Below are 21,708 nucleotides of genomic sequence, written 5' to 3'. Positions count from 1 at the left end.
CAATAGTCTCCGTTTTGCGTGGCGTAGCAATTGAAAATTGCTACACGGAAAATGAACAACTACAAATTGAAATCAACGAAGAGGCTTGCTTTTGTCGGTGAAACATTCACGAGACTGTCAGTCGGCAGGCTGGCGAAAACCGCTACGCCAACTCTGCGATCGGTTGATCCTCTTTCACCGGTTCGCAAACTTCGTCGGGACGACAGGGGTCTTCGCCGAGCACCGCGGCAAGTGGATAGGTGGCACTAAAACTGGCTAGGACTTTGCGTTGCACGATCAGCAACGGCACCGCTAAGAACACACCCGGCAATCCCCACAGGAATCCCCAGAATGCGACCGCGATCAACACCACAACGGGACCGGCTTTTAGTGTCTTGCCCAAAATCGAAGGGGTGATGAATTGACCTTCGACCGCGGTCGTCAACCAAAACGCCAAAGCGATGAGAATGGCACGTCCGATCGTGTCGAACGAACTAGAAGCTGCCAGAAAAACGATCACGGTGGCCGCCAACGGACCAACATAGGGGATGAAATTGAACAGTGTTGCTATGACTCCCCACAGCACTGGTGTCGGCATCCCCAACAACCACATCACCAACGTGACGGCGATCCCCAGTCCGATGTTGATACAGGTAATTTGCGCAAGGTACTTCCCGACGCTGTGCTGAATGTCAGCGATCTTTTCGAGCACGTCGTCGCGAGTCGATGCGTCTGGCAAGACTCCCAACATCCGATTTAGCAAGTCGTCGCCGGTCGAAAGCATAAAGAACGTCAACACCGCGATGGCAGCGATAAACGCCAACCACTGGCCGGTTTGATTGATCAAAACCGATTCGTCGACCATGGAGGGTTTTTCAACTTCCACGGTAACCTCTGCTTTTCCATCGTGGACGGGAGTGGTCGCTTTACCGATTACTTCGTCAGCCCGGTCAATTGCCGTCAATGGCGGAGCGATTTCGCGAAACTTATCGCGAACCTTCACCAAATCTTCAGGCGCGGCGCGCATCCACTGTTGCGCCGGCGAGTACAGTAGCGAGGTGACGATGCCAAGCGTGAAAAACAAACCCGTGATGACCACTCCACTTGCGGCAGCCTGCGGAATGTGGTGTCGGCAAAGCATAGCCACGAACGGCCGAAGCGATAGATACGCAAGCAACGCGACAACAATCGGCACGAATAAATCGGACGCTATGTTCAGGACGCCGAGTGCCAGTACTGCTGCGATGAACGTGGTGCTAGCTCTCAGGTACCGATCCGGTGCGTCATCCGCTCTTTCCCGATCAGTTTCCCTCACCCGGACTCGTTCCATCGAAACCCGTCGATTCACTGAAGGATCGGTTGCCCCCACAAGTCGATTGCTGCTGTCGCTCATCCGCATGTCCCCGACCGTGGTGAAGAGAGTTTTCGTGACTTCACAAAGGATCGACGCAATCGTCATGCCGCTTGCCACATTGGTTGCATCGTCCACACGCGCCCGTCGCGGATGTCGCGCGACCCTAACTTACGCGAGTTAGCTTCCCCCCAAAAAACAATGAAACCGGCTTGTCCCGTGGCTTGATGCCGACGTTGACCGTTGCCACGCGGCCCTTTGACAATCGCGTTAGTGAAAACGGATCATCGATTGTTGTCCCGGAAAGCTACCGGACTATCAGCCAAGCCGAGCCATCGACGATGGACAAGGCGAAAGCGAAAGCGAAAGCGAAAGCGAAAGCGAAAGCGTCTAACGCCGCTGACGCGACGGGCGATGCTTGCAACTCGCCTTGGGAATCGACCAAAGATGCCGCAGCTTCAGTCGGCGATACGGTCAGCAAAGCGGTGTCGTCCGACATCGATGGTGTGGCATCAGTTGCTCCTTCCGGTCCTGGGGCCGCCGCCTCGGCAGGTTCAACGACCACGGATGCGACGCGTCAAGCGTACGCATACCTTCAAATACCGCCGCTCAACTGCGATCCACACCGCTTAGAAGAATCGCCACCGGCAAGGAAACGCGGTCATGGCAGCAAGGACTCGACGCGAGCGTTGCAATAATGATCCGGCGTGCTTAGCACTCCATAGACAAGATGTCCGGCGAAATGAACCGATCATACGCTGCAGCCGGAACAAAGACACAAGTCCAGCCGAACCGCCGAATTGACGGTGCGCGGTTCTCCTGTGCAATCGGAAACGGAAAGAAGACCGAATTTCGAATGCGCGTATCTCGGCTCGAAGAGAATTGGGAAGACCGCTTCGGTCGATGGTGTCAACGCTCTCCTCGAATTCAACCGATGGTCGGCGAGCGAATCACAAGATTTTTGGCGAATTGCGACCGCTACTAAATTAGTGGGAGAGGTGACGTAACGGATCGTGCTTGAAATGAACCAACATTGATTCATGCAAACAAAGATCAGGCGGCGCGATCATCGAAGACCGAAGGCGTTTCTTTGACGTGACTCCATGATCCGATCAATCATCGATCGCTGAAGGACCAGTATGGGCGGTAATCAGGCATCGCGGCGCGACACACGTTTTAATAGTTAACCACCCAACACCGTGGTTCCAACTCGATCGATCTTTGGCAAAAGTTTGGCATGCCAAATGCATCTTCATTTCAGATACTCACCGGGGTCTTGGCGTTCAAGACTCCGCGAACGTCCTTACTTTTCTGGAGATTGCTGTGTTAGGCTGGTCTTTGACTTTTTTGATTATCGCATTGATTGCTGGTGCTCTTGGTTTTGGCGTCATCGGCGGTACCGCTGCGATGATCGCCAAGGTGCTATTCTTTGTATTCCTGGTGCTGTTTGTCATCGGTCTAATCACCGGCCGTCGCGGCACGACGGTCTAAGAAGATGCCAATCACTCTCGTTACCGGCGCATCGTCCGGCATCGGCTTGGAACTCGCCAAGCTATTTGCGGCTGGTGGGGATGACCTTGTCCTCACCGCTCGCAGCGAAGATAAGCTGAACGAATTGGCGAATGACCTTCGGCAGAAGCATCGCGTCACCGCAACGGTGATTCCGAGTGACCTCTCGAAGATCGACCAAGTCGATCGGTTGTGTGACCGCATTGAAGATCGCGGCCTTCAGATCGACACTATCGTTAATAACGCGGGCTTCGGAGCACTCGGCAAACTTGCTGATCTCTCGGTCGAACGGCAAACGGACATGTTGATGGTCAACATTGTTGCCTTGACTCGCCTGACGCGAAAGATGTTGCCGGGCATGGTCCGACGGAATTCCGGCGGAGTTCTAAACGTCGGTTCCATCGCGGCCTACCAGGCCGGTCCGAATATGGCGGTCTACTACGCCAGCAAGGCTTACGTGTTGTCTTTCACGGAAGCGATTCGCGAAGAGCTTGCCGACACTGATTTACACGTGACCTGCTTGGAACCAGGTGCGACCGAATCGGATTTCGGCGACGATTCGGGCATGGGCAAGCTATCCATGTTTTCCTCGCAGACCATGTCCGCCGACGTCGTCGCCAAGGCCGGATACGAAGGCTTCCGCAATAACGAAGACGTCGTCATTCCCGGTTGGAAGAACCGCTTGATGGTGATCGGGAGCAGCGTGCTGCCGCGTTTCGCGACACGAAAGCTAATCGGCAAAATCCAAGGCGCGTAACTTCGCGTGCCGATCTACCACGACCTTTTTTCTGAAATGGGGCTACAGGAGCCAAATCATGACCATCACCAGCATCAATCCGGCCACAAACGAGACGCTCGAGACGTTTGAACCTCTTTCCAAGGATCAGGTTACCGACTTGATCGCGACGGCCGACGACGGCTACCGATCCTGGCGAAAAACCAGCATCGATCATCGAAAACGAATCATCTTGAATTTCGCCCATCAATTGCGTGAACGGGTCGACGAATTCGCCCGCCTGATTACCCGCGACATGGGAAAACGAATTTCTGAAAGCCGCAAAGAAATCGAATTTTGTGCTGAGATCGCTGAATTCTACGCGAACGGTGCCGAGCGGTTCCTGGCTGACCAGCCGATGAAGGACGTCCAGGCGGACGCCTACATCCACTTTGAACCGATCGGCGTTTTAATCGGTGTGATGCCTTGGAATTTTCCGTTCTATCAGGTCACACGGTTCGCCGCGCCAAACATCATGGCAGGTAACACGGTGATGGTCAAACACGCCAGCAACGTCCCGCAGTGTGCCGATGCCATCGCGAACCTGTTCGCAGAAAGCGGTCTACCCGAGGGCGTCTACACGAATCTATTTATCCCTAGCGAGTTCGTCGATCCGATTGTCGCCGACTCTCGAGTGCAAGGCGTGTCGTTAACCGGCAGCGAAAAAGCCGGCGCGGCGGTCGCGGCATTGGCTGGGAAAAATCTGAAGCGATCCGTGTTGGAGTTGGGCGGCAACGACGCATTCATCGTGCTGGACGATGCCGACCTAACGAAAGCGGTCAAGCTTGCTGTTGAGGGCCGCATGGTCAACGCCGGTCAATCCTGTGTTGCTGCCAAACGTTTTATTGTCGTCGAATCGATCGCGGATGAATTCCTAGAGCAATTCAAGCAAGCGATGTCGGAAATGAAAATGGGCGATCCGATGGACGACGACACCACGCTCGCTCCGTGGTCGACCGAAGGTGCGGCAGTTCAATTACTGGATCAGGTTCAAGCCACGATCGACGCGGGAGCAACCGTCTTGCTTGGAGGCGATCGACCGAACCGTGAAGGTGCGTTCTTTAATCCGACCATCCTGACCGACGTGACACCCGACATGCCGACCTACGACCAAGAGCTTTTTGGCCCGGTCGCAACGGTCTACGTGGTTAAAGATGAAGAAGCAGCGATTGAGTTGGCAAACGACTCTTCGTATGGACTCGGTGGCAGCGTCTACACCACCGATGTCGAACGAGGCCGACGTGTCGCCGAACGAATTGAAACCGGAATGGTGTTCATCAACCAACCGACCAATTCGCAGGCCGAACTCCCGTTCGGTGGAATCAAGAACTCGGGTTACGGACGAGAACTATCACACCTCGGGATCCTTGAATTCGTCAACAAAAAACTGATCCACCTCGGGCCAAAGACCTAGCGGGATCGTCACGCCTTTTCCTTCACAAATCACTCACGGAGACCTTTCATGTCGCATTCCAAACTCAGCAACAAAACCGTCGCGTTCCTCGTGACCGATGGTTTTGAACAGGTCGAACTGACCAAATCCTGGGACGCCGTCAAAGCTGCCGGGGCAACGGTCAGGCTGGTATCAATCCATTCCGGCAAAGTCCAAGGGGTCCACCACGACGAAAAAGGTGAACAATTTGATGTCGACTCCTGCGTCGGTGATGTCAGTGCATCGGACTTCGATGCTTTGGTACTGCCCGGCGGAGTCTTCAACCCGGACGCCCTTCGAGTTAATGACGAGGCCGTCGATTTCGTTCGCGATTTCTTCAAACAGCTTAAGCCCGTCGCAGCGATCTGCCACGGACCGTGGACGTTGATCGAAGCCGGCGCGGTCCGAGGCCGGCGTGTGACCTCATGGCCCAGCTTAAAAACGGATCTGGTCAACGCTGGTGCCGATTGGGTGAACGAACAATGTGTATGCGACCAGGGCCTCGTGACTAGTCGCAACCCAGACGACTTGCCAGCGTTCTGCGAGAAGGTGATCGAAGAGATCGCCGAAGGGAAGCACGCGCAGCAAACCGTCTGAGCCCGGAACGACGAATTCAACCAAGAGAAACAAAGGAAACAATTCGATGGATACCATACAAGAAACGCAGACCCTTCCCGATGTAGAATTGGTCGATCCCCGTGAAGCGTTCGCAAAGCCGCCGTTCCCGCAGCAAGAGCCATTTGCAATGCCTGGATCGACCGCGAACATGAAACCGAAACCCGATCACGGCGAACAGAACTACCGCGGTTCAGGGAAATTGAAAGGATTGAACGCAGTCGTGACCGGAGCCGACAGCGGCATTGGCCGCGCGATCGCGGTAGCGTATGCCCGTGAAGGGGCCAACGTCGTCATCAACTTTTTGACGGAGGAAAGTGATGCGGCTGAAACGAAGACACTTGTCGAAGCGGCCGGAAGCAAAGCCGTCGTCATCGCCGGCGATCTGCGTGAAGAGTCGTTTTGCGAGGAATTGATTGAACAATCGTGCGACCGGCTTGGATCGCTGGACATCCTGGTCAACAACGCGGCTTTCCAAGTCGTTGAGGAAACGCTCGAGGATTTTTCAACCGAAGTCTTTGACCGAATATTCAAGACAAACGTTTACGCACCGTTTTGGTTGTCGCGTGCGGCAATGGATCGGTTGCCCCCCGGAGGCAGCATCATCAATACGGTCTCGATTCAGGGCTACAACCCGTCACCGTACTTGCTGCCATACGCGATGACGAAGTCAGCGATGATCGGAATGACCAAAGCGATGGCAAAGCTCGCTATGGAACGGGGCATTCGCGTCAATGCGGTCGCTCCCGGTCCCGTATGGACACCGTTCATCCCCGGTTCGATGCCGAAAGACAAGTTCGAAAATTTTGGAGCAAACACTCTGTTTGAGCGACCGGCGCAACCAGCCGAACTGGCTCCGATGTACGTCTGGTTGGCTAGTCCAGAAGCGAGCTACGTCACAGCCGAAGTCTATGGCTGCACGGGTGGAATGACCCCCGTTTGATGAATCGATCACCCCAATCCGGAGCGATTGTCAAATGTTGTGTTTTGAATTTTTGAATTAGGCGGCGATTTCATCCTGCAGGATTCCGGCTTTGAAGAACCGTCCTTCAATGACGAATGCGAGTCGATGGTGGCAGTTCAGGAGTCTCCATTTCTTGAAGCCGGATTCTGCAAGTTTGAACATCATCGTGAGGCTTGCACGCCTAGTGCCGTTCCCTTGGGTTTTGCGATGACGCACGCGGGTTGCCGCAACCGTGGATTCGAATGGGTTAGTCGTTCGCAGGTGGCTCCAATGCTCGGCTGCGAAATCTTAGAACACCAGCAGAACGTCGCGGTCTTTTCTCAAGCACTCGCAAGCGGCAGCGGACTCGGCTCCGAATTCTTCAATAGAGACTTCAAATGCTCTGTCGGCGTCCTCGTTCGGTTCGGCTTGCCAGATCTCAAGCAAGCCCCCTTCGCTTTGGCGCTGAACGCTCTTGGGCATCTCCTCGAGAACATTGGTCGTTTTGTGGAGCTAAAACGACCATGTCGCGTTGTCGGATTCGCTACAGCGTAGCTTCACGGTGCGGGGCGAGATGTTCACGGTGTGACGCATCGATGTGCTGCACATAGTCACCTATCGGTGAGCCACTTCACAGACAGCGACCGAGAAAATCCCATAATCCAAAACCTAGCTTGGGATTCCCGCTAACCTCAGACAGGAATCCTAAGCCTCGTTCAAATTTCGGGAAACCAATCGATGCGTACATGGAGGTACGATGTCTGTGAAAGCCCCCACAGCGGACCGCAAGCCGAAGTCCTATTTTTCCACGGTCCCACCGCAGGAAATCCTCCCGATCGTTAATGGACGTTTCGAATCCAGCGTCAAAGGCATCTACGTGATTGGCGACGTCACGGGGTTGCCGCTGGTCAAGGTGGCCGCGAATCAGGGTGCCAGCGTCATCGCGAAGATGAAGTTCGATGGGAGTTCCCAAGCGGAGGATGGTCGCCTAGACCTTGTCATCATCGGTGCGGGGCCCGCCGGATTGTCCGCAGCGATGGAAGCGCAAGAGCGCGGGCTGAAGTATGTCGTGCTGGAACGCAACAAAGTTGCCAGCACGGTCCGCAGCTTTCCGCCCGGCAAAAAGGTCTACGCCGAGCCCCAATTCGTTCGCAACGAAAGCAAACTTGAGTTCGATGAAGATTTGGACAAAGACGAGTTTCTCCACCGCGTCAATCGTTTGGTTGCCGAGAACCAATTGCACATCAAGGAAGAGACGGAAGTTAAGCGAGTTCGAAAAATTGGCGAGCGGCAGTTCCAGGTCGAGACAAAATCCGGTAAATCGTTTCCGACGCAGCAGGTCCTGGTCGCGGTGGGGCGCCAAGGACAAGCTCGATTGCTCGATTGTCCCGGTTCAGACAACGCTGAAAAAGTTACCTACCGGCTCCACACTCCGGAAGACTACAACGATGCCGACATCGTGATCGTTGGCGGCGGGAACTCAGCGATCGAAGCAGCCCTGTTGTTGATGCCGCACAATCGTGTCACGCTTTCCTATCGCGGCGATGACCTCTTTCGATCCAAGGAAGAAAACCGCCGGTTGGTTGAACAGGCTGAACGTGATGGTCAGCTCAAAATCCTCTACCGGAGCAACCTGAAAGCGATCCATGACGACCAAGTAGACATCGAAATCGATGGGCAATTGCGAACATTAGCAAACGACCATGTGATCGTGCAAATTGGGACGCTTCCACCTGTCGATTTCCTGATGGATATGGGGCTGGAACTTGACGGCGTCTGGACCGCTAAACGATTCGCTTTGTCGATCGCCGGATTGCTGGTCGGCATTTTTGTCTACTTCTACTCTAAAAACTTTGTGCTTCACTCCGATGCGGCGGCAGAGGGCAAACTGTTGGTGCCGGGGATGGAGTCACTCATCGGGTCGACTCAACTGGGATTTGCTGCGTTTCTGCTAGGAACGGTCCTGCCGATCGCTTGGCTTGCGCTGCTGGCGTTAAAACTGATCAACGGAAACATGCAGGCGCGTGGGCATGCTGCCCTGTTCAACATCCCCTACTCCACCCCGATGCTGATCGTCGGTGGCTTGCTGTATGCAGGATCGCTCGTTGCCCCCAGCGTACTCACACTCGATCCATCGGCAGCAGGCGCTGGCCCCTATTTCGTGCCAGGCTTTACTTGGATGTACAACATTGTCCCCAAGTACTTCAGCAACGCGTATGGGTTCTACTATCTGGTTTACTTCTCGGCGATCGCGGGGTTCGGTTTGTACTGGGCGATCAAGACGAATCACCGACTCATCTGGCGTCGGAACCTGACGATCATCGCGACGCAGTGGACTTTATGGTGGGGGATTCCGACCTTTCTAGCTGTGTTCATTGGTCGCAATCCGTGGACACCGTTGCTCACTCGATCGCTGAATGCCTGGCCATTGAACATGGGTGCTTTTAATGTCGATCCAGCGGTCGGTCCCGGCGATCCCGCCTGGTGGCATACCGTTGCCGTCGTGGGTGTGGTTTGGGCTGCCGTGCTCACCTTCATCGTCATCCCGCTGGTGACGATTCGCTGGGGGAAGATTTACTGTTCGTACATCTGCTCGTGTGGTGCGCTCGCGGAAACCGTCGGCAATGGTTTTCGCCATCGCGGGCCCAAAGGGGATATGCCCCGCAAGATGGAGCGGATGGGGTTCATCTTCATCGCGTTAGCGACCGCTGCAACGATCGCCGATCTGTACGGATTTGAGGGACCGCTGGGCCAATACAACTTGTGGGTTGGAACGGCTTTGGCTGGAGCGGTCGCGATTGGCTTGTATCCATTTCTCGGACAACGAGTATGGTGCCGGATGTGGTGCCCGCTGGCGTTTTGGATGAACTTTTGGGGACGCTGGTCGCAGTTCAAAATCACTCCCGAGAAAGGTAAGTGCATCGATTGCAACGTTTGCAATCAGTACTGCCAAATGGGCATCGACATCAAATCGAGCGCGTTAAAAGGGGAACCGATCACTCTAAAAGATTCGCCATGCGTCGGCTGCAATGAGTGTATTGTCCGCTGCCCGATGGAGATTCTGCATCTAGGTGATCTACCTATCGCGAAACAGAAAGCAACCCCATCGCTTCCGATCGTCGATCCTCCATTGGCTAAACCTCGCAAACGTGAAGTAGCCCGATGACGCCAAACCACAACAAACAGTAGCTAAATGCAGGAACAATCCAATGAATAAAAAGAGCGTTTCCTATTACGGTCCCTTTTTCTGGTTAGCGATCGTTTCGTTCTCCGTGCCGATCGTCGTCGCAGCCAAAGCGTTCCATGAGGTGCAGTTGACGACCAAGCCGACGCCGCATCCCGATGCATCGGGCGTCGACCACGCGTTATGGGATTACCTACTCAAGACGTACGTAGAGAACGGCTTGGTAGACTACGACGGAATCGCTCGCGATCACATTTTCCGCACTTACTTGCGACAGCTCTCCGAAGCCGACCCCGGAAAGCTGACCACGTCGGCGGATCAGTTGGCACTGTTGTGCAATGCCTACAATGCGTTTGTCATCAATGGTGTCATCACCCACAAGATTCGTGATTCGGTGATGAATTATCAAGGCGAGGGTATCGACTTCTTTGATCTGAAAGAACACATCCTGCACGGCCAGACGCTCAGTCTAAACCAGATCGAGCACGAATTGATCCGAAAGCGATTCAATGAGCCCCGGATACACGTCGCCTTAGTTTGCGCAGCCAAAAGCTGCCCAGCGATCCGAGCCGAAGCCTATGCAGGAACGCGTTTAACAAAACAACTAGAGGACCAAAGTATCCAGTTCGCAAACCAAACGAAATACGTAACGTATGACGCGCCCAGCGACACACTCAAGTTGAGTCCGCTGCTGGACTGGTACGGCACCGACTGGGACCAAGTCGGCGGCTACCTGCCATGGCTAGCCAACCGAGTCCAAGACGAGACGACCAAGCAAGCAATACTCCGAGCTTCGCGCAACGAAACATCCGTCGCATTTCTAGACTACGATTGGTCGCTAAACTCACAATCTCCCCCCGGCTCCGCCGCGCCAAAACCACCAAGCAAAAAAGGACAATTCGGGTCAGGTTCCATCCCCAACGAATAACAAAGCAAAGCAAGAGTGCTTCGTTCACACGCGGCGACAGCTAGCTCACGGACGTGTACGTCTTGGAGAAAACATCACAGCCCCGGCAAGCTAACTTCACAGTCCATTTACCGCAGATGCCCTCTTAGGCAATCGTGAAAGGTCGGTTCGGTTTTAGAAGCAGGAAGGAGTCCCAGTGATCCCAAAAGACTAACTTCATCCATGATGGTCTCGCCATCGATTGCCCTGACAAAATTGAAAGAACTCGGAGAACAGAGTCTGTCCTCACGGAGATCATCTTTCAACGATTCACGCGCCCCTTCCCGATAACTGCTTTCGCGTATTTCGTCTCTTTCGCGGTTCATCAATCAGACGGACAATCATTCTGCAGGAGGAACAACCGCGAAAAACGCCAAACACGCGAAAAACCAAAACTCACCTCCGGCGAACACGTCTCTGAAAGACATAAGCCAACGCGTCGATGTGCAAATCATCAACCTCACCAGGATTCAAAACGTCCTTTTCTCGCCCGTCGCTTTCAGATTTTCGCGCTGAGTCAGCTATTGGTCATTGTGTTAATCTACATCCTGCCTGCCTCCAACCAATGAGCCGTTTGGGCGATAGCCCCGGTTCCAAAATCCCGGCTGACAAAAACCGCCAACAAACGAGCCGTTTGGGCGATAGCCCCGGTTCCTAAATCCTGACTGACAAAAACCGCCAACAAACGAACCGTTTGGGCGATAGCCCCGGTTCCTGAATCCTAGCTGACAAAAACCGCCAACAAACGACCCGTTTGGGCGATAGCCCCGGTTCCTGAATCCTGGCTTACAAAAACCTCCAACAAACGAACCGTTTGGGCGATAGCCCCGGTTCCTAAATCCCGGCTGACAAAACCGGGGCTATCGCCCAAACGGCTCATATCATTTTCCTCGCTCCATGCGGTCCTGTGCCTCGCTCGCGTACAGAATCACTCGTTCCAGGTCATCGTCCGTCTTCAGAAATTCGACATCACCTTTTATGGACCAGACCGGACGATCAACAAAGCGATCGTCAATCTCTCGTATCCCTCGAGTGCAGTTCGCTTTCAATTGATTACGAACTTTATCTCCTGCAAATCCTGGAGCCGTCACCACGACGTGAACATGGTTGGTTCGTGGGTTAACAACCCAAAGCTTCCAACCGCGGTTCTGACAATGGAATCCAACTTCGGATTCCACACTTTTACGATGGTCGTCGTTGAGAAGTATGACATCATGCGTCAGTCGATCTCGATGCCATTGTTCCAGAAGTGGCTGTGGCGGACGCTCCCCAACGTCTCGTTTTCTCCACCATCGCGAATCGCCTTGCAGGAAGGTGCCATAAACAGTCCACGTAATAAAAAAACCAACAGGTTCATCATGTATTTCCATTGCCCTCTCTCCAAAAAAACCGAACCGTTTGGGCGATAGCCCCGGTTGCTTGGTGTCTCCAACAAATGAGCAGTTTGGGCGATAGCCCCGGTTCCTGAATTCTCGCTGTCTCCAACAACTGAACCGCATGGGCGATAGCCCCGGTTGCTTGCTGTCTCCAACCAACTGAGCCGTTTGGGCGATAGCCCCGGTTCCTTGCTGTCTACGTTCCCTTATATGCCGAACCTGTATCTAAACCCAGACTACCACCCGGCGGCTCAAACGAACTTGACAATATCGAGCTCCTCCACGATCGAAAATGAAACTCGCCCCAACGATTGGGTTCAACCTACTGTGCGAATCGGTAAATACAGTCGCCGCGGGTGCTTTCGGTGCAGTAATAGATTTCACCCGTTTGATCTTCGCCAAACGCTAGGACTTGAGTGCCTTCGGGGATCACTTGTTCGTTCGCGGTCACCCGTTTAGTTGCGGGATCGAATGACAACGCCCAGACCACGCCGGTCACGTAATCGGCATACAGGTACTTGCCATCCAGCTGCGGCAGACGCTTGTTTCGATACACGCGGCCGCCGGTCACCGACCGGCCGATGCGGTGATCGTATTGCCACACCGGGTCAATCGGGTCACTGATGCCGGCGACGACGGGACGGTTTCCAAAACTATTGGTTCCCTCGCGACTGCTCCAGCCGTAGTTGCCCCCTTTGGTAATTACATTGATCTCTTCCCAGAGCTCTTGGCCGACATCCCCCATCCACAGGTCGCCCGTCTGGCGGTCGAAGGCAAGTCGCCAGGGATTGCGTAATCCAAACGCGTAAATCTCCGGTCGTGCTCCTGTCGTTTTAACAAACGGATTGTCGCTAGGAATACCGTAGTTCTTATCCCCTTCGGGATGATCGACATCGATACGCAAGATCGAACCGAGCAACTGCGAAAGATCTTGCCCCGATGCTTTGGGGTCGTTGCGGTCGCCACCATCACCCAGCCCAATGTACAGGTAACCATCGGGACCAAATTCGATACTGCCACCGTTGTGATTCTTGTACGGCTGTGCGATTTCCATCACCACACGTTCGGACTTTGCATTGGCTTTGTTTGGATCATCTTTGGACATCGTAAATTCGCTAACCACGGATCGAGCGTTGTCGGCGTCCGAGTAGTAGAGATAGAACTTTTGATTCGATTTGAATTCAGGGTGCATTGCCAGCCCCAAAAGGCCTTGCTCATTGCCACCACCGCTATCCCAAGCGGCCACTTCGGATCGCATGTCCATCACGAGATGGGACTTGGTGACGTCAGGGTTATTATCGAAGGTCCAGATCTCACCATGCTGCGACGCGGCGAACAGCCGATTGCTGTCGTCTTTGGCGTACGTCAATTCGATGATGCGCAGCGCCTGGAGTTTTCCGTTTTCGTCAACGGCTTCTCTTTGGTCCCACTCCAATTTGGGAAAGGCGAGTTCACGGTTTAGGTCAAGCTTGCCGTCAATGGGTTGGGGGACGCTACCGTCTTTGGCGATGCGGCGTACTTTGATATTGCGAAACGCAACTTCATCGCCGTGGTCTTGCAAACAAATATGTCCGTTGCCTGCTTTGCCAAACGCTTTGAACTTCGCGAACTTGCTTGACGCGACCTTTTGATTCCAATCTTTATCGCCCACATTGAACCTGAAATAACGGACACCGTTCAAGCAGACTTCGCAGCCCTGTGGCGCAATCCGCAAATAGATTTGGTTCCATTGTCCGGCCGGACGTGACGAATCGACCAGCGTCTTGTCTTGCACCCAATTCGGCACCGTCGGCCGATACAACTGATACAGCCAGCCGGCCTTTTGTGGATCATGTCCGTCCACGTTGTCTTGAATCTGAATTTCGGGGCCGCTTTGCCATGGTTTGGGATTGTCTTCAGTCACATGAAACATCAGGCCGCTGTTTCCCTCGGGGCTGATCTTGTAATCCAGCAGCAATTCAAACGCGTCGTAGCTTTCCTTGGTGACGATGTCGCCGGCGCCCTTTGCAGAGCGGACCAAGGCCCCGTCGACGACTTTCCAGCCCTTGATGATGGAGTCCTGTTGATAGTTTCGCCAGCCATCAACGGAATTTCCATCGAACAGTAAAGTCCATCCACTCCGTTTTTCGGCTTCGCTAAGTTGATTGACGCCCGTCTGCGCGAACGCAGAACTAGTGACACTGACCACAGACGTCAAGGCAAACACGGCGGTGCATTTGCCAACACATTTCAAAAAGCTCATACAAAACACCGCACAGAGGAAAAGGATGAAGGAGACCAGCGAACCGGGGCAAGCCCCTGATATTGGGAGATCCTGCTATCGGAGAACGGATCTCGGGCGACACGAGTGGCGAGGGCCCATTTCGTCGGACGCGACCATTATCCACCGAAAAACAACCGCCAACAACAACGAACTGGCTAACTGGCTAACTGGCTAACTGGCTGGGATGATCGATTATCAGGCAGCCAGAACTCTCGTCAAAAGCAGAACGCCAAGCGTCAATCTTACCAGAGCGACGAGCAAGAATCTGACAATGTTCGTACCCCGCGGGTCACCAAAGAGCTTTGGGACAAGGTACAACAACGTCGAACACGGAAACGCCAGCGGGCACCACGTGATTTTGTTCAGGACGAATGATCTCCTGTGGCCATTGCGGCTGTACGCCGGTGGGAGAGATCAAAAATTCGCTAGACAGATGAACCGTTCCTAGTTGGTTACGACCGATCAGCCACTAAATTTCAAAAGCCCCCACTTACAAAAACAGGGATGAAAGCGTTCCTCCGATTATGGAACAGGCACGAAGACGTGGCTCCTGCCATTCCAATTAATTTTGCAACCGTCACTGGTCCATCTGAACGTCGTAGCATTCTGCCTTGGAGAAAAAGTTCGAGGGTTTTTCCTGCGAGCGTTATTGCTTGAAGGTCCCACCAATGTGAAGTAGACGGTGTCAGGATGGGCCCCGTTCATCGACTTCCTATTCTCCGTCCACGCCCCCTGAAGTGTCGTCGTTGACTTCTTCTTGTTCTTCAGCGAAGTGACTTGCATCGTTGCCCGAATTGCGCGAGTCCCATTTCTAGTCGGACCGACGCGAGTCAGCGACAACACCAATATTTCGTCATCGGAAACGCTTACGAATTTCTGATTTGGTCGAACCAATTTATTGACAAACGGATCCCGAACACCATACCCAGCAACGATCTTAGCCGGCTGGTTAGAATTCGAGCCTTCGTCCGACCAAACGTTGAAATGAACAACCGCGTTGTTCATCGGTTTCGCATCGGAGTCCGGTGTCAGAATGACGTGGCCCGTAAATGGATTCAGGTAGATCGTCTCGCCAGCTCGCCAAGATCGAATGAAATAGACTCGTTCGGGCAGCTGATATTTGTTGCTTTGTACAATCTGCAGGTTGAGCGTTACGTTGTTTAAGTCTTTGCCAGAAACGTTCTTCGTCATCCCCCAAACCGATCGGCGAAGAAAACCAACATTCACATCAATAAGTGGGCTTTCCGATTCACTGCCGCTGAAATGCTGGATCGCGGGCAAGACCCTTTCACGCCAGACTTTTGTCAATTCCTTTCTCGCTTTATTGACTTCAATAATTGCCAGACCCAGATTTGTAGCGGATTGCGCCGCGTTTACGAAGGATTGAAGAACTTGCGTATCAGAGCTATCGCTTAACAGTTCCAGCACTTCCATCTTTGCCTTCCAAACGTTTTCTTCCTCAGTGGAGTCCAACGATTCGATTGCCTTAAAATGCTCGCCTGCCACATTGAAGATTTCTTTGTAAGCTCGGTTGAGCTTAGGCTTTCCTGGCTTGAAAGAGCCACGAAGGCTATTAACGGCGTTCGCTTGAATTCCATCTGTTCGGTTCAGGCCGAGGAAATAGAGTCCCGAGCTTGCCTCTGCCGCCAGAATCCAGTCTGCGGGCAAGGCGCTGTCTTGAGCACTTTGGCCTGCAGTACTTTGGTCTTGAGGTTCTCTCGCGGATGCACCGTCCCCGAAAACCTGAAAGGCGACTATCAAAATGCCAAGCAGCAGCCCAGAAAAAGTTTTGCTTATCAAGGTTTCTTTCTCTACCAATAGAAAATATTGAAATTCGCCTGCTCAGGCAAGAATGCAGGCGACAAAGAGGAGGTCCGAGAAATTGTTAAATATCGTGTGCCAGGATTTTGAATTCGGCAGCGATCAAGGATGGATGCGTGATGGGTTCCGCAGGAATCGCCGCCTGTTTTTCAGCTCACGATGCGACTTTCGGCGGTACATTAAGCCACCGCATGCGAGCCCCATCAAAAGTAATGAAGACGGTTCGGGAACTGCGGTGGTGCCGCCAGCATTTAGGGTCAACGAGTCCTGATCGCTTCCCGCCCCCCAAGTCCAAGTGTAGGTTCCTGACGTGACACCAAGATCCGCGAGGGTCGTGTTGTTCCACGTGGAAGTGCTGGATAGAAAAGTTCCTGACGCATAGTCCTTTGGTACCAACAGATATCCATTGGCAACTCCCCACCTTGGCCCTGTAATTAGATCGGGAACCGATGGCATACCTGTTCCAAAACTAGTGGGCTCTAGGGTCGCTGAATACCAATCAACCATATTCGGTCCACCTATCTGGATATCCGTAGACGATGGTTCCATGTACGCGGTCCCACCCCCATCAAAATTAAAAGACAGTCCCGCGAGGTTTGCAGTTCCTGACCCAGTCGCTACGACGTCGCTGCCGATTTCTTGAATATCGATCACAAGGGCCGCCTCGCTGGAATTTGGGGCGAATGAGACCGCGGCAAAGACGAAGGCGATTTCGAACATGATGGTAAAACGATTTTGAAGCATGGCGGATCTTGATTGGCTTTGGGATTTGGGTTTCGGTAAGTTGACCGTCGAGGGTTCCACTTACCAGGACGAAACCATCTCACAATTTTTTCGGGATTCGCTGATCAATCCCCCGAGAATCGGTCAAAAGCAGCCTACGGCCGTTTAAGGACGTGGGATTTCGCCTGATAGATAGTGAGATTCCTCCGCTCCCCCGAGGAGGACACCGAGAACCTTCGGCTGCAGTTTTACTTAGATTTGTTTTTTCCCGACCGCTTCGCTGGCTGCGCCGAAGAGCACGCCACCACGCAAACCGGCTCGCAAACCAATTCGAGCGGCGTGAGCCACAGCACTGTCGCGGGTAGAGATCCAGAGAGTTCTCGCACGGAGTCTTTGGGGCGTGAGGCGAACCAGAGAGGTCGAGTTTGTCAGTCCGGACTCTCGCCGCGAAACCGAGAACTCAGGGTTCGAAGGCCGTGGCACCAGTAACACCGCCAGAAATAGGGCGAAAACAAAAAACGCCCGCTGGTCGACATGCGACCGCGGGCGTTAACTGGTTTGCGAGAGCTTTCGCAATTTCAAATCAGCTTCCCCGGCAGGACTCTCACAACCTGCTGAAACGCTAGGAAATAACGGCCAATCAGAATCGACGGTGTCCTGGGCGGTGTCATCGGTGCAGGGAGAGGTTCAAACCGACGACCTACTGACAGCGTGGCACAAGTTGAATGAAAGCCAACGCGGTGACCTACTGGCGATTGTGAGGGGGATGGTGAACCAGGGGCAGCCTAAAGCCTCGCCGTAGCCGTAGCCGTAGGATGGAAAAAGCAGCTTTTCCCCTGCCATGCCCCTGAAAAGCAACGGTTCACAGCTCGGCGCGAACATTGAGACAGCTGACTTGGAAAGACGATCGATTCAGACCACTGGGAAGTTAGGTCGGTGGATGCTCGCCGCGAAAGAGGTGATGCAGCGAACTCCGCAGAACATCCAGTAGCGATTGGGCGTGTTCTGAGAACGTCGCTATGATTGTCCAAATCCGTTCGAGCCAACGTTGCCCGACTTCGCGATTGCTGCCTTGGGTTGCTGCGCTATCTTTCGATGGTGTGCCAGCCTACAACTGGTTGACTAATACGGATCTGACAGGGTTTCACTTCTTGCTTCTTTCGTCTGTGCCGGATGCTTGGCTCCGTCTTGAACTCGCAGATTACACGAGCGTCCAACGCGTCCATAGACTGCCAACCATTTCATGTCTGTAAACGCGAGCTATCAACGACTGCCAAGCAGGTCGATCAGCCACTGTTTGATATCGTCGTTGCGGTCGACTCGCAGCAGTCCGGTGTGCGAGACACGGAACACCTTTCGGCTGTCGAATCGAGGGGCTGCCATTGCACTGGCGACGGTGACGGCACCGTCGCCTAAACCGTCCAACATTTCCTCTGCTTCCAACAAGACTTTAAAGTCTTCCACCAATCTTGGTGGGGTCGATTCCAATTCAATGCGTCGTTGCAGTCCAGACGTCCAACGCTGGCGATCACTCGATTGGATAGGACCACTATTACCTGCGGCGATATGAACGCGAACATGAGACGGCAACTCATTTGCCAAACATTCCCTTCGCAAGACGCTATCTGGTCGCAGCACTTCGATTGCTTCCCCCGAACCGTCGCGTTCTATCTCCCAACTGGCTCGGTCAAATGCTAGAAAGCGGGCTGCCACATCAACAAGTTCCAAGTCGGATTGAAAATGAGCCATGCATGAACCGGCGTATGGCGTTCCCAATGTAAACAAATCGGTCACAACCGTGGGTGCTTCACGGCTCAGCGCGGACCAAGCCACCAGCCCACCCATGGAATGAGAGATCAACGCAATTCGGCAGTTCGGGTGTGATACAGCTATCTCGCGAATCTGATCTCGCAAAAACTCGGCCGGTTCTTTGATCCCACCATCATTGGGATAGACCATCTCAAGGGGGTACCAACCGGCCTCAACAAGCATCGGCTTTAAATAGCGGTAGGTGGAACGACCGCCTTCGAGCCCGTGAATCAAAATTACCAATTGACGATGCTCGCCGATCTCATCCACACCAATCAGTTGCGGTGGAAAAAGCGCTTTACGAACATCAGACCAATCCTTGCCAGCGTCGTCACCCGATGGAATCGACAAACGAATTTCTCGGTCACTCACCTGGTAGTCTTTGATCGTGCCAGCCAACTTCAGTAACCACAGCCCGGCTTTCGTTTTCTCTGTTAAGGGAATCCAAACGGCAGTTTTGGTATCGGTTTCTGCCTGATGACTCAGTTGGCCAATGGAGGAGGCATCGTACTTCCCATCTCGCACAGGCAGTCTAATCGTTTCCTTTTCGAGATTTGGCAGGACGGATTGATCCGATACCTCTTGGGCAAACCCCAAGGATCCGCCCCCACACGCTCCAAAGCATAAAACCAAGTAAATGATTGTTGCCCTGCTGCTTTTCTTGGCTCGGAATCTGGGCATGCGAATCGAACCGCTCAACAGCAAGGTCGCTGTATGAAATGCGATCGCCATGCCCAGCAAGGTTCCCCAACCAAATTTGGCTGTGAGGTCAGCAAGGTAAATCTCCCAGAACGCCACATCCGCTTTTTGATTAATTTCGTCTTGTTCAGTATTCGATGCTCCCAGAAACGGACGCGTCGCCAGGTCCGCGTGCCGAGTCAACGACGCCAGTGAGATCCCTGTGGCGAACCGGGACGGCACCTGAGAATTGTCTGCGATCCGATCGGAAATATCGCGATCATCCAATTCAGATGAATCTCCATCCTCGGCTCGTTCCTCGCACAACGAGCAAAGATACCGCCCAGACGCTTGATATTGAATCAATCTAGACGGGCAACCAGCGATTCCTTCACAGTCTTTATGCCACCAGAACCCCGCGTAGACGTCCTCTGCCGGTAGCTTGCTTTGGTCCGCGCGTATTACAAACGGCGAAAAAACAATTTGAAACATCATCACCAATGGAAGGACAACGGCCGCCACTCGAGAACGGCCGCGCGACGCCGCCGAAATCAGCAAACCCAATTGAGTTGCAGCCACCGCGACCAGGATCAGCACTCCATAGACGTACCAAACGTGCTCATCTAGTTGATCGAAGAAACGTTCATGAATCGCAACCACGCCAACCCCATCGCCCGTATCAAGCTTGCCATAGAACGCAGGTTCACCAAGGACAGCATGGCGAATCAGAATCAAAGAGCAAAGGTAGATTGACGTTTGGACAATTCCTACAAATGACAACACGATCGTTTTGGCGAGCAATAGCGAGTAGGCGTTCAAGCCTTGCAATCGTTCAAATTGGGTTCGCTTGAAAGTGGACGTGAACGACAGATGCGATGCACTGGCGGCCATCCAGATGACAGAAAGCACTGACAGAAAGCCAACCAAATGTGATCGTAATCCGTTCTCAACGGTCGGCGATGCAACTGCAACGCTGATCGCAAAAAGCAACGGCATCCAAACAGTAAGAATCATCAACTGTCGCGTTAGTAATCCAGCGACTTCCACTAAGCGTCGTTGCCCCCGTCGTTTGATTGACGTATCGGGCGGCAAGGGCTGGAGACGATCCAGCAGTTGTCCTTGCCATAGAAAGCGACCTTCTCGCTTCACCAACCGAGCCATCTGGCTCAACCAGGATGGGCGATTGTCCCCGTCATTCTGATTGGAAACATCGAGACCATTTGTTGAGTCACCGGAGGACAGATCAGGGCCGTGGTTCTGCGTCACCCTGCCGTCTTGCAAGCGAATAACACGATCAAACAGTGTCATTTCTTGGTAGTGATGCGTGATCGTGACGACGGTCATGCCCAGTAAGCTAAAGGTTTTTAAAAGGCCGCGGATGAGGGCTGCGGTCGCGGGATCAAGCCCGCTATCGGGTTCATCCAACACCAGTACGGTCGGACCGCGCGAGATCGCAGCGGCCAAGCGCGCCCGTCGAAGTTGTCCGCCCGAAATTTGGTCAGGAAACCGCATCGTCAAATCTCGTAGCCCAACCATCCTTAAAGCGCGTTCGGCTTCGTCGCTGGCGGGTGCTGAACAAGTCAATCCGACGTAATCGATTACCTGCTGCGCAATCGTCAAGTCAGCGTGAACGATGTCTTGCTGTGGCACATAGGCGATTTGATAGATTGCGGGATCATGGCTCTCGTTCCGAGACACGTTGCCAATACGAACTTCGCCCCTACCACACCGATGCCCTGCCAACTCGGTGATCAACGTGGATTTGCCGGCACCACTCGGGCCGGTCACCGCTACCAATTCACCCGCACCGATGCCAAGGTGATCGATGTCTAAGCGATTGCCCACTTGCAAATCGTTAAACTCAATCGTAGCCCCATGCATCGGATCGACGGGCTCCAACCCAACACCGTTGCCTTCTGCGTAAACATGCAATACCCAGGCATATTGTCCGATGGTCAACAAGTCGCCGGCGGCCAGAACGTCTTGATTGGTGACTTTACCGCGAACGGTCATCCAGGAATCTTCGCTGGGCATCTCGCGAACGATACGAACGTAAAGTTGACGATTATCATGGGGGGGACACCACAACAGAACACGCGTGTTGGCGTCCAGAACGCCTTCGTAATTGACGTCTTGCTCCGAAACCAGCCTAGCGCGACCTTGGTTCACTTCCAGCGGTCGATCCAAACCGGGATGCCGGCATAAACGCGACGCATTCCACTCCGATGAGGTTCGCGTACCTTCGGCTATATCAATTCTGTGATTGCTGGGTCGCGGCCAGTTCATCTCCGCCGGTCGATCGTT

At 53.6% G+C, this 21,708-nt stretch carries 15 protein-coding genes and 1 pseudogene; 8 read left to right on the top strand and 8 right to left on the bottom strand.

From position 1 onward, the window contains the following. Positions 1-142: 142 nt before the first annotated feature. Positions 143-1,438, bottom strand: coding sequence for an AI-2E family transporter (locus FF011L_RS12515; protein WP_145351988.1), 1,296 nt, complete (start codon positions 1,436-1,438; stop codon positions 143-145). A 104-nt stretch (positions 1,439-1,542) separates the two neighbouring features. On the opposite strand from FF011L_RS12515, the gene FF011L_RS12510 reads away from it, so the two are divergent. The 6 genes from FF011L_RS12510 to FF011L_RS12485 all read left to right on the top strand — a co-directional run bounded on the left by FF011L_RS12510 (position 1,543) and on the right by FF011L_RS12485 (position 6,604). Then, complete coding sequence (locus FF011L_RS12510) at positions 1,543-2,028, top strand: hypothetical protein (protein WP_145351987.1); 486 nt, start codon at positions 1,543-1,545, stop codon at positions 2,026-2,028. A gap of 523 nt (positions 2,029-2,551) precedes the next feature. Then, complete coding sequence (locus FF011L_RS27335) at positions 2,552-2,821, top strand: DUF1328 domain-containing protein (protein ID WP_449314211.1); 270 nt, start codon at positions 2,552-2,554, stop codon at positions 2,819-2,821. Between the two features lie 4 nt (positions 2,822-2,825). Beyond that, entirely contained in the window at positions 2,826-3,596 is a 771-nt protein-coding gene (locus FF011L_RS12500) for an SDR family NAD(P)-dependent oxidoreductase (protein ID WP_145351986.1), read from the top strand. A gap of 58 nt (positions 3,597-3,654) precedes the next feature. Further along, positions 3,655-5,028, top strand: coding sequence for an NAD-dependent succinate-semialdehyde dehydrogenase (locus FF011L_RS12495; protein WP_145351985.1), 1,374 nt, complete (start codon positions 3,655-3,657; stop codon positions 5,026-5,028). A gap of 48 nt (positions 5,029-5,076) precedes the next feature. Continuing rightward, positions 5,077-5,643 carry a type 1 glutamine amidotransferase domain-containing protein gene (locus FF011L_RS12490; protein ID WP_145351984.1) on the top strand — a complete coding sequence of 189 codons (567 nt, stop codon included), beginning with the start codon at positions 5,077-5,079 and terminating at the stop codon, positions 5,641-5,643. 46 nt (positions 5,644-5,689) lie between these two features. Then, positions 5,690-6,604: an SDR family oxidoreductase gene (locus FF011L_RS12485; RefSeq protein WP_145351983.1), complete on the top strand. Its 915-nt coding sequence runs from the start codon at positions 5,690-5,692 to the stop codon at positions 6,602-6,604. A gap of 57 nt (positions 6,605-6,661) precedes the next feature. Here FF011L_RS12485 and FF011L_RS27330 read toward each other — a convergent pair. Then, positions 6,662-7,117: pseudogene (locus tag FF011L_RS27330) on the bottom strand (transposase); the annotation flags it as partial. Positions 7,118-7,361: 244 nt separating this feature from the next. Between FF011L_RS27330 and FF011L_RS12480 the strand changes: the two are divergent. Then, positions 7,362-9,770 carry an NAD(P)-binding domain-containing protein gene (locus tag FF011L_RS12480; protein WP_145351982.1) on the top strand — a complete coding sequence of 803 codons (2,409 nt, stop codon included), beginning with the start codon at positions 7,362-7,364 and terminating at the stop codon, positions 9,768-9,770. Positions 9,771-9,813: 43 nt separating this feature from the next. Next, the gene (locus tag FF011L_RS12475) at positions 9,814-10,716 is read left to right on the top strand and encodes a DUF547 domain-containing protein (protein ID WP_145351981.1); all 903 of its coding nucleotides are present in this window, start codon (positions 9,814-9,816) and stop codon (positions 10,714-10,716) included. 739 nt (positions 10,717-11,455) lie between these two features. Here the strand turns inward: FF011L_RS12475 and FF011L_RS26280 are convergent. The 6 genes from FF011L_RS26280 to FF011L_RS12450 all read right to left on the bottom strand — a co-directional run bounded on the left by FF011L_RS26280 (position 11,456) and on the right by FF011L_RS12450 (position 21,690). Further along, positions 11,456-11,614, bottom strand: coding sequence for a hypothetical protein (locus FF011L_RS26280; RefSeq protein ID WP_218933170.1), 159 nt, complete (start codon positions 11,612-11,614; stop codon positions 11,456-11,458). A 1-nt stretch (position 11,615) separates the two neighbouring features. Beyond that, on the bottom strand, positions 11,616-12,104 hold the full coding sequence (locus FF011L_RS12470) for a hypothetical protein (protein WP_246109887.1): 489 nt from the start codon (positions 12,102-12,104) through the stop codon (positions 11,616-11,618). Between the two features lie 328 nt (positions 12,105-12,432). Further along, positions 12,433-14,352 carry a PQQ-dependent sugar dehydrogenase gene (locus FF011L_RS12465; RefSeq protein ID WP_145351980.1) on the bottom strand — a complete coding sequence of 640 codons (1,920 nt, stop codon included), beginning with the start codon at positions 14,350-14,352 and terminating at the stop codon, positions 12,433-12,435. A 543-nt stretch (positions 14,353-14,895) separates the two neighbouring features. Beyond that, on the bottom strand, positions 14,896-16,173 hold the full coding sequence (locus FF011L_RS12460; protein ID WP_145351979.1) for a hypothetical protein: 1,278 nt from the start codon (positions 16,171-16,173) through the stop codon (positions 14,896-14,898). Between the two features lie 123 nt (positions 16,174-16,296). After that, positions 16,297-16,938 (bottom strand): PEP-CTERM sorting domain-containing protein, encoded by a 642-nt coding sequence (locus FF011L_RS12455; RefSeq protein WP_145351978.1) that lies wholly within the window; start codon positions 16,936-16,938, stop codon positions 16,297-16,299. 1,242 nt (positions 16,939-18,180) lie between these two features. Then, positions 18,181-21,690, bottom strand: coding sequence for an ATP-binding cassette domain-containing protein (locus FF011L_RS12450; protein ID WP_145351977.1), 3,510 nt, complete (start codon positions 21,688-21,690; stop codon positions 18,181-18,183). Positions 21,691-21,708: the final 18 nt, after the last annotated feature.

Source organism: Roseimaritima multifibrata (assembly GCF_007741495.1).
GTDB classification, from domain to species: domain Bacteria; phylum Planctomycetota; class Planctomycetia; order Pirellulales; family Pirellulaceae; genus Roseimaritima; species Roseimaritima multifibrata.
The sequence above is the reverse complement of the archived record's forward strand: the minus strand, read 5'-3'. Positions and strand labels throughout refer to the sequence as shown.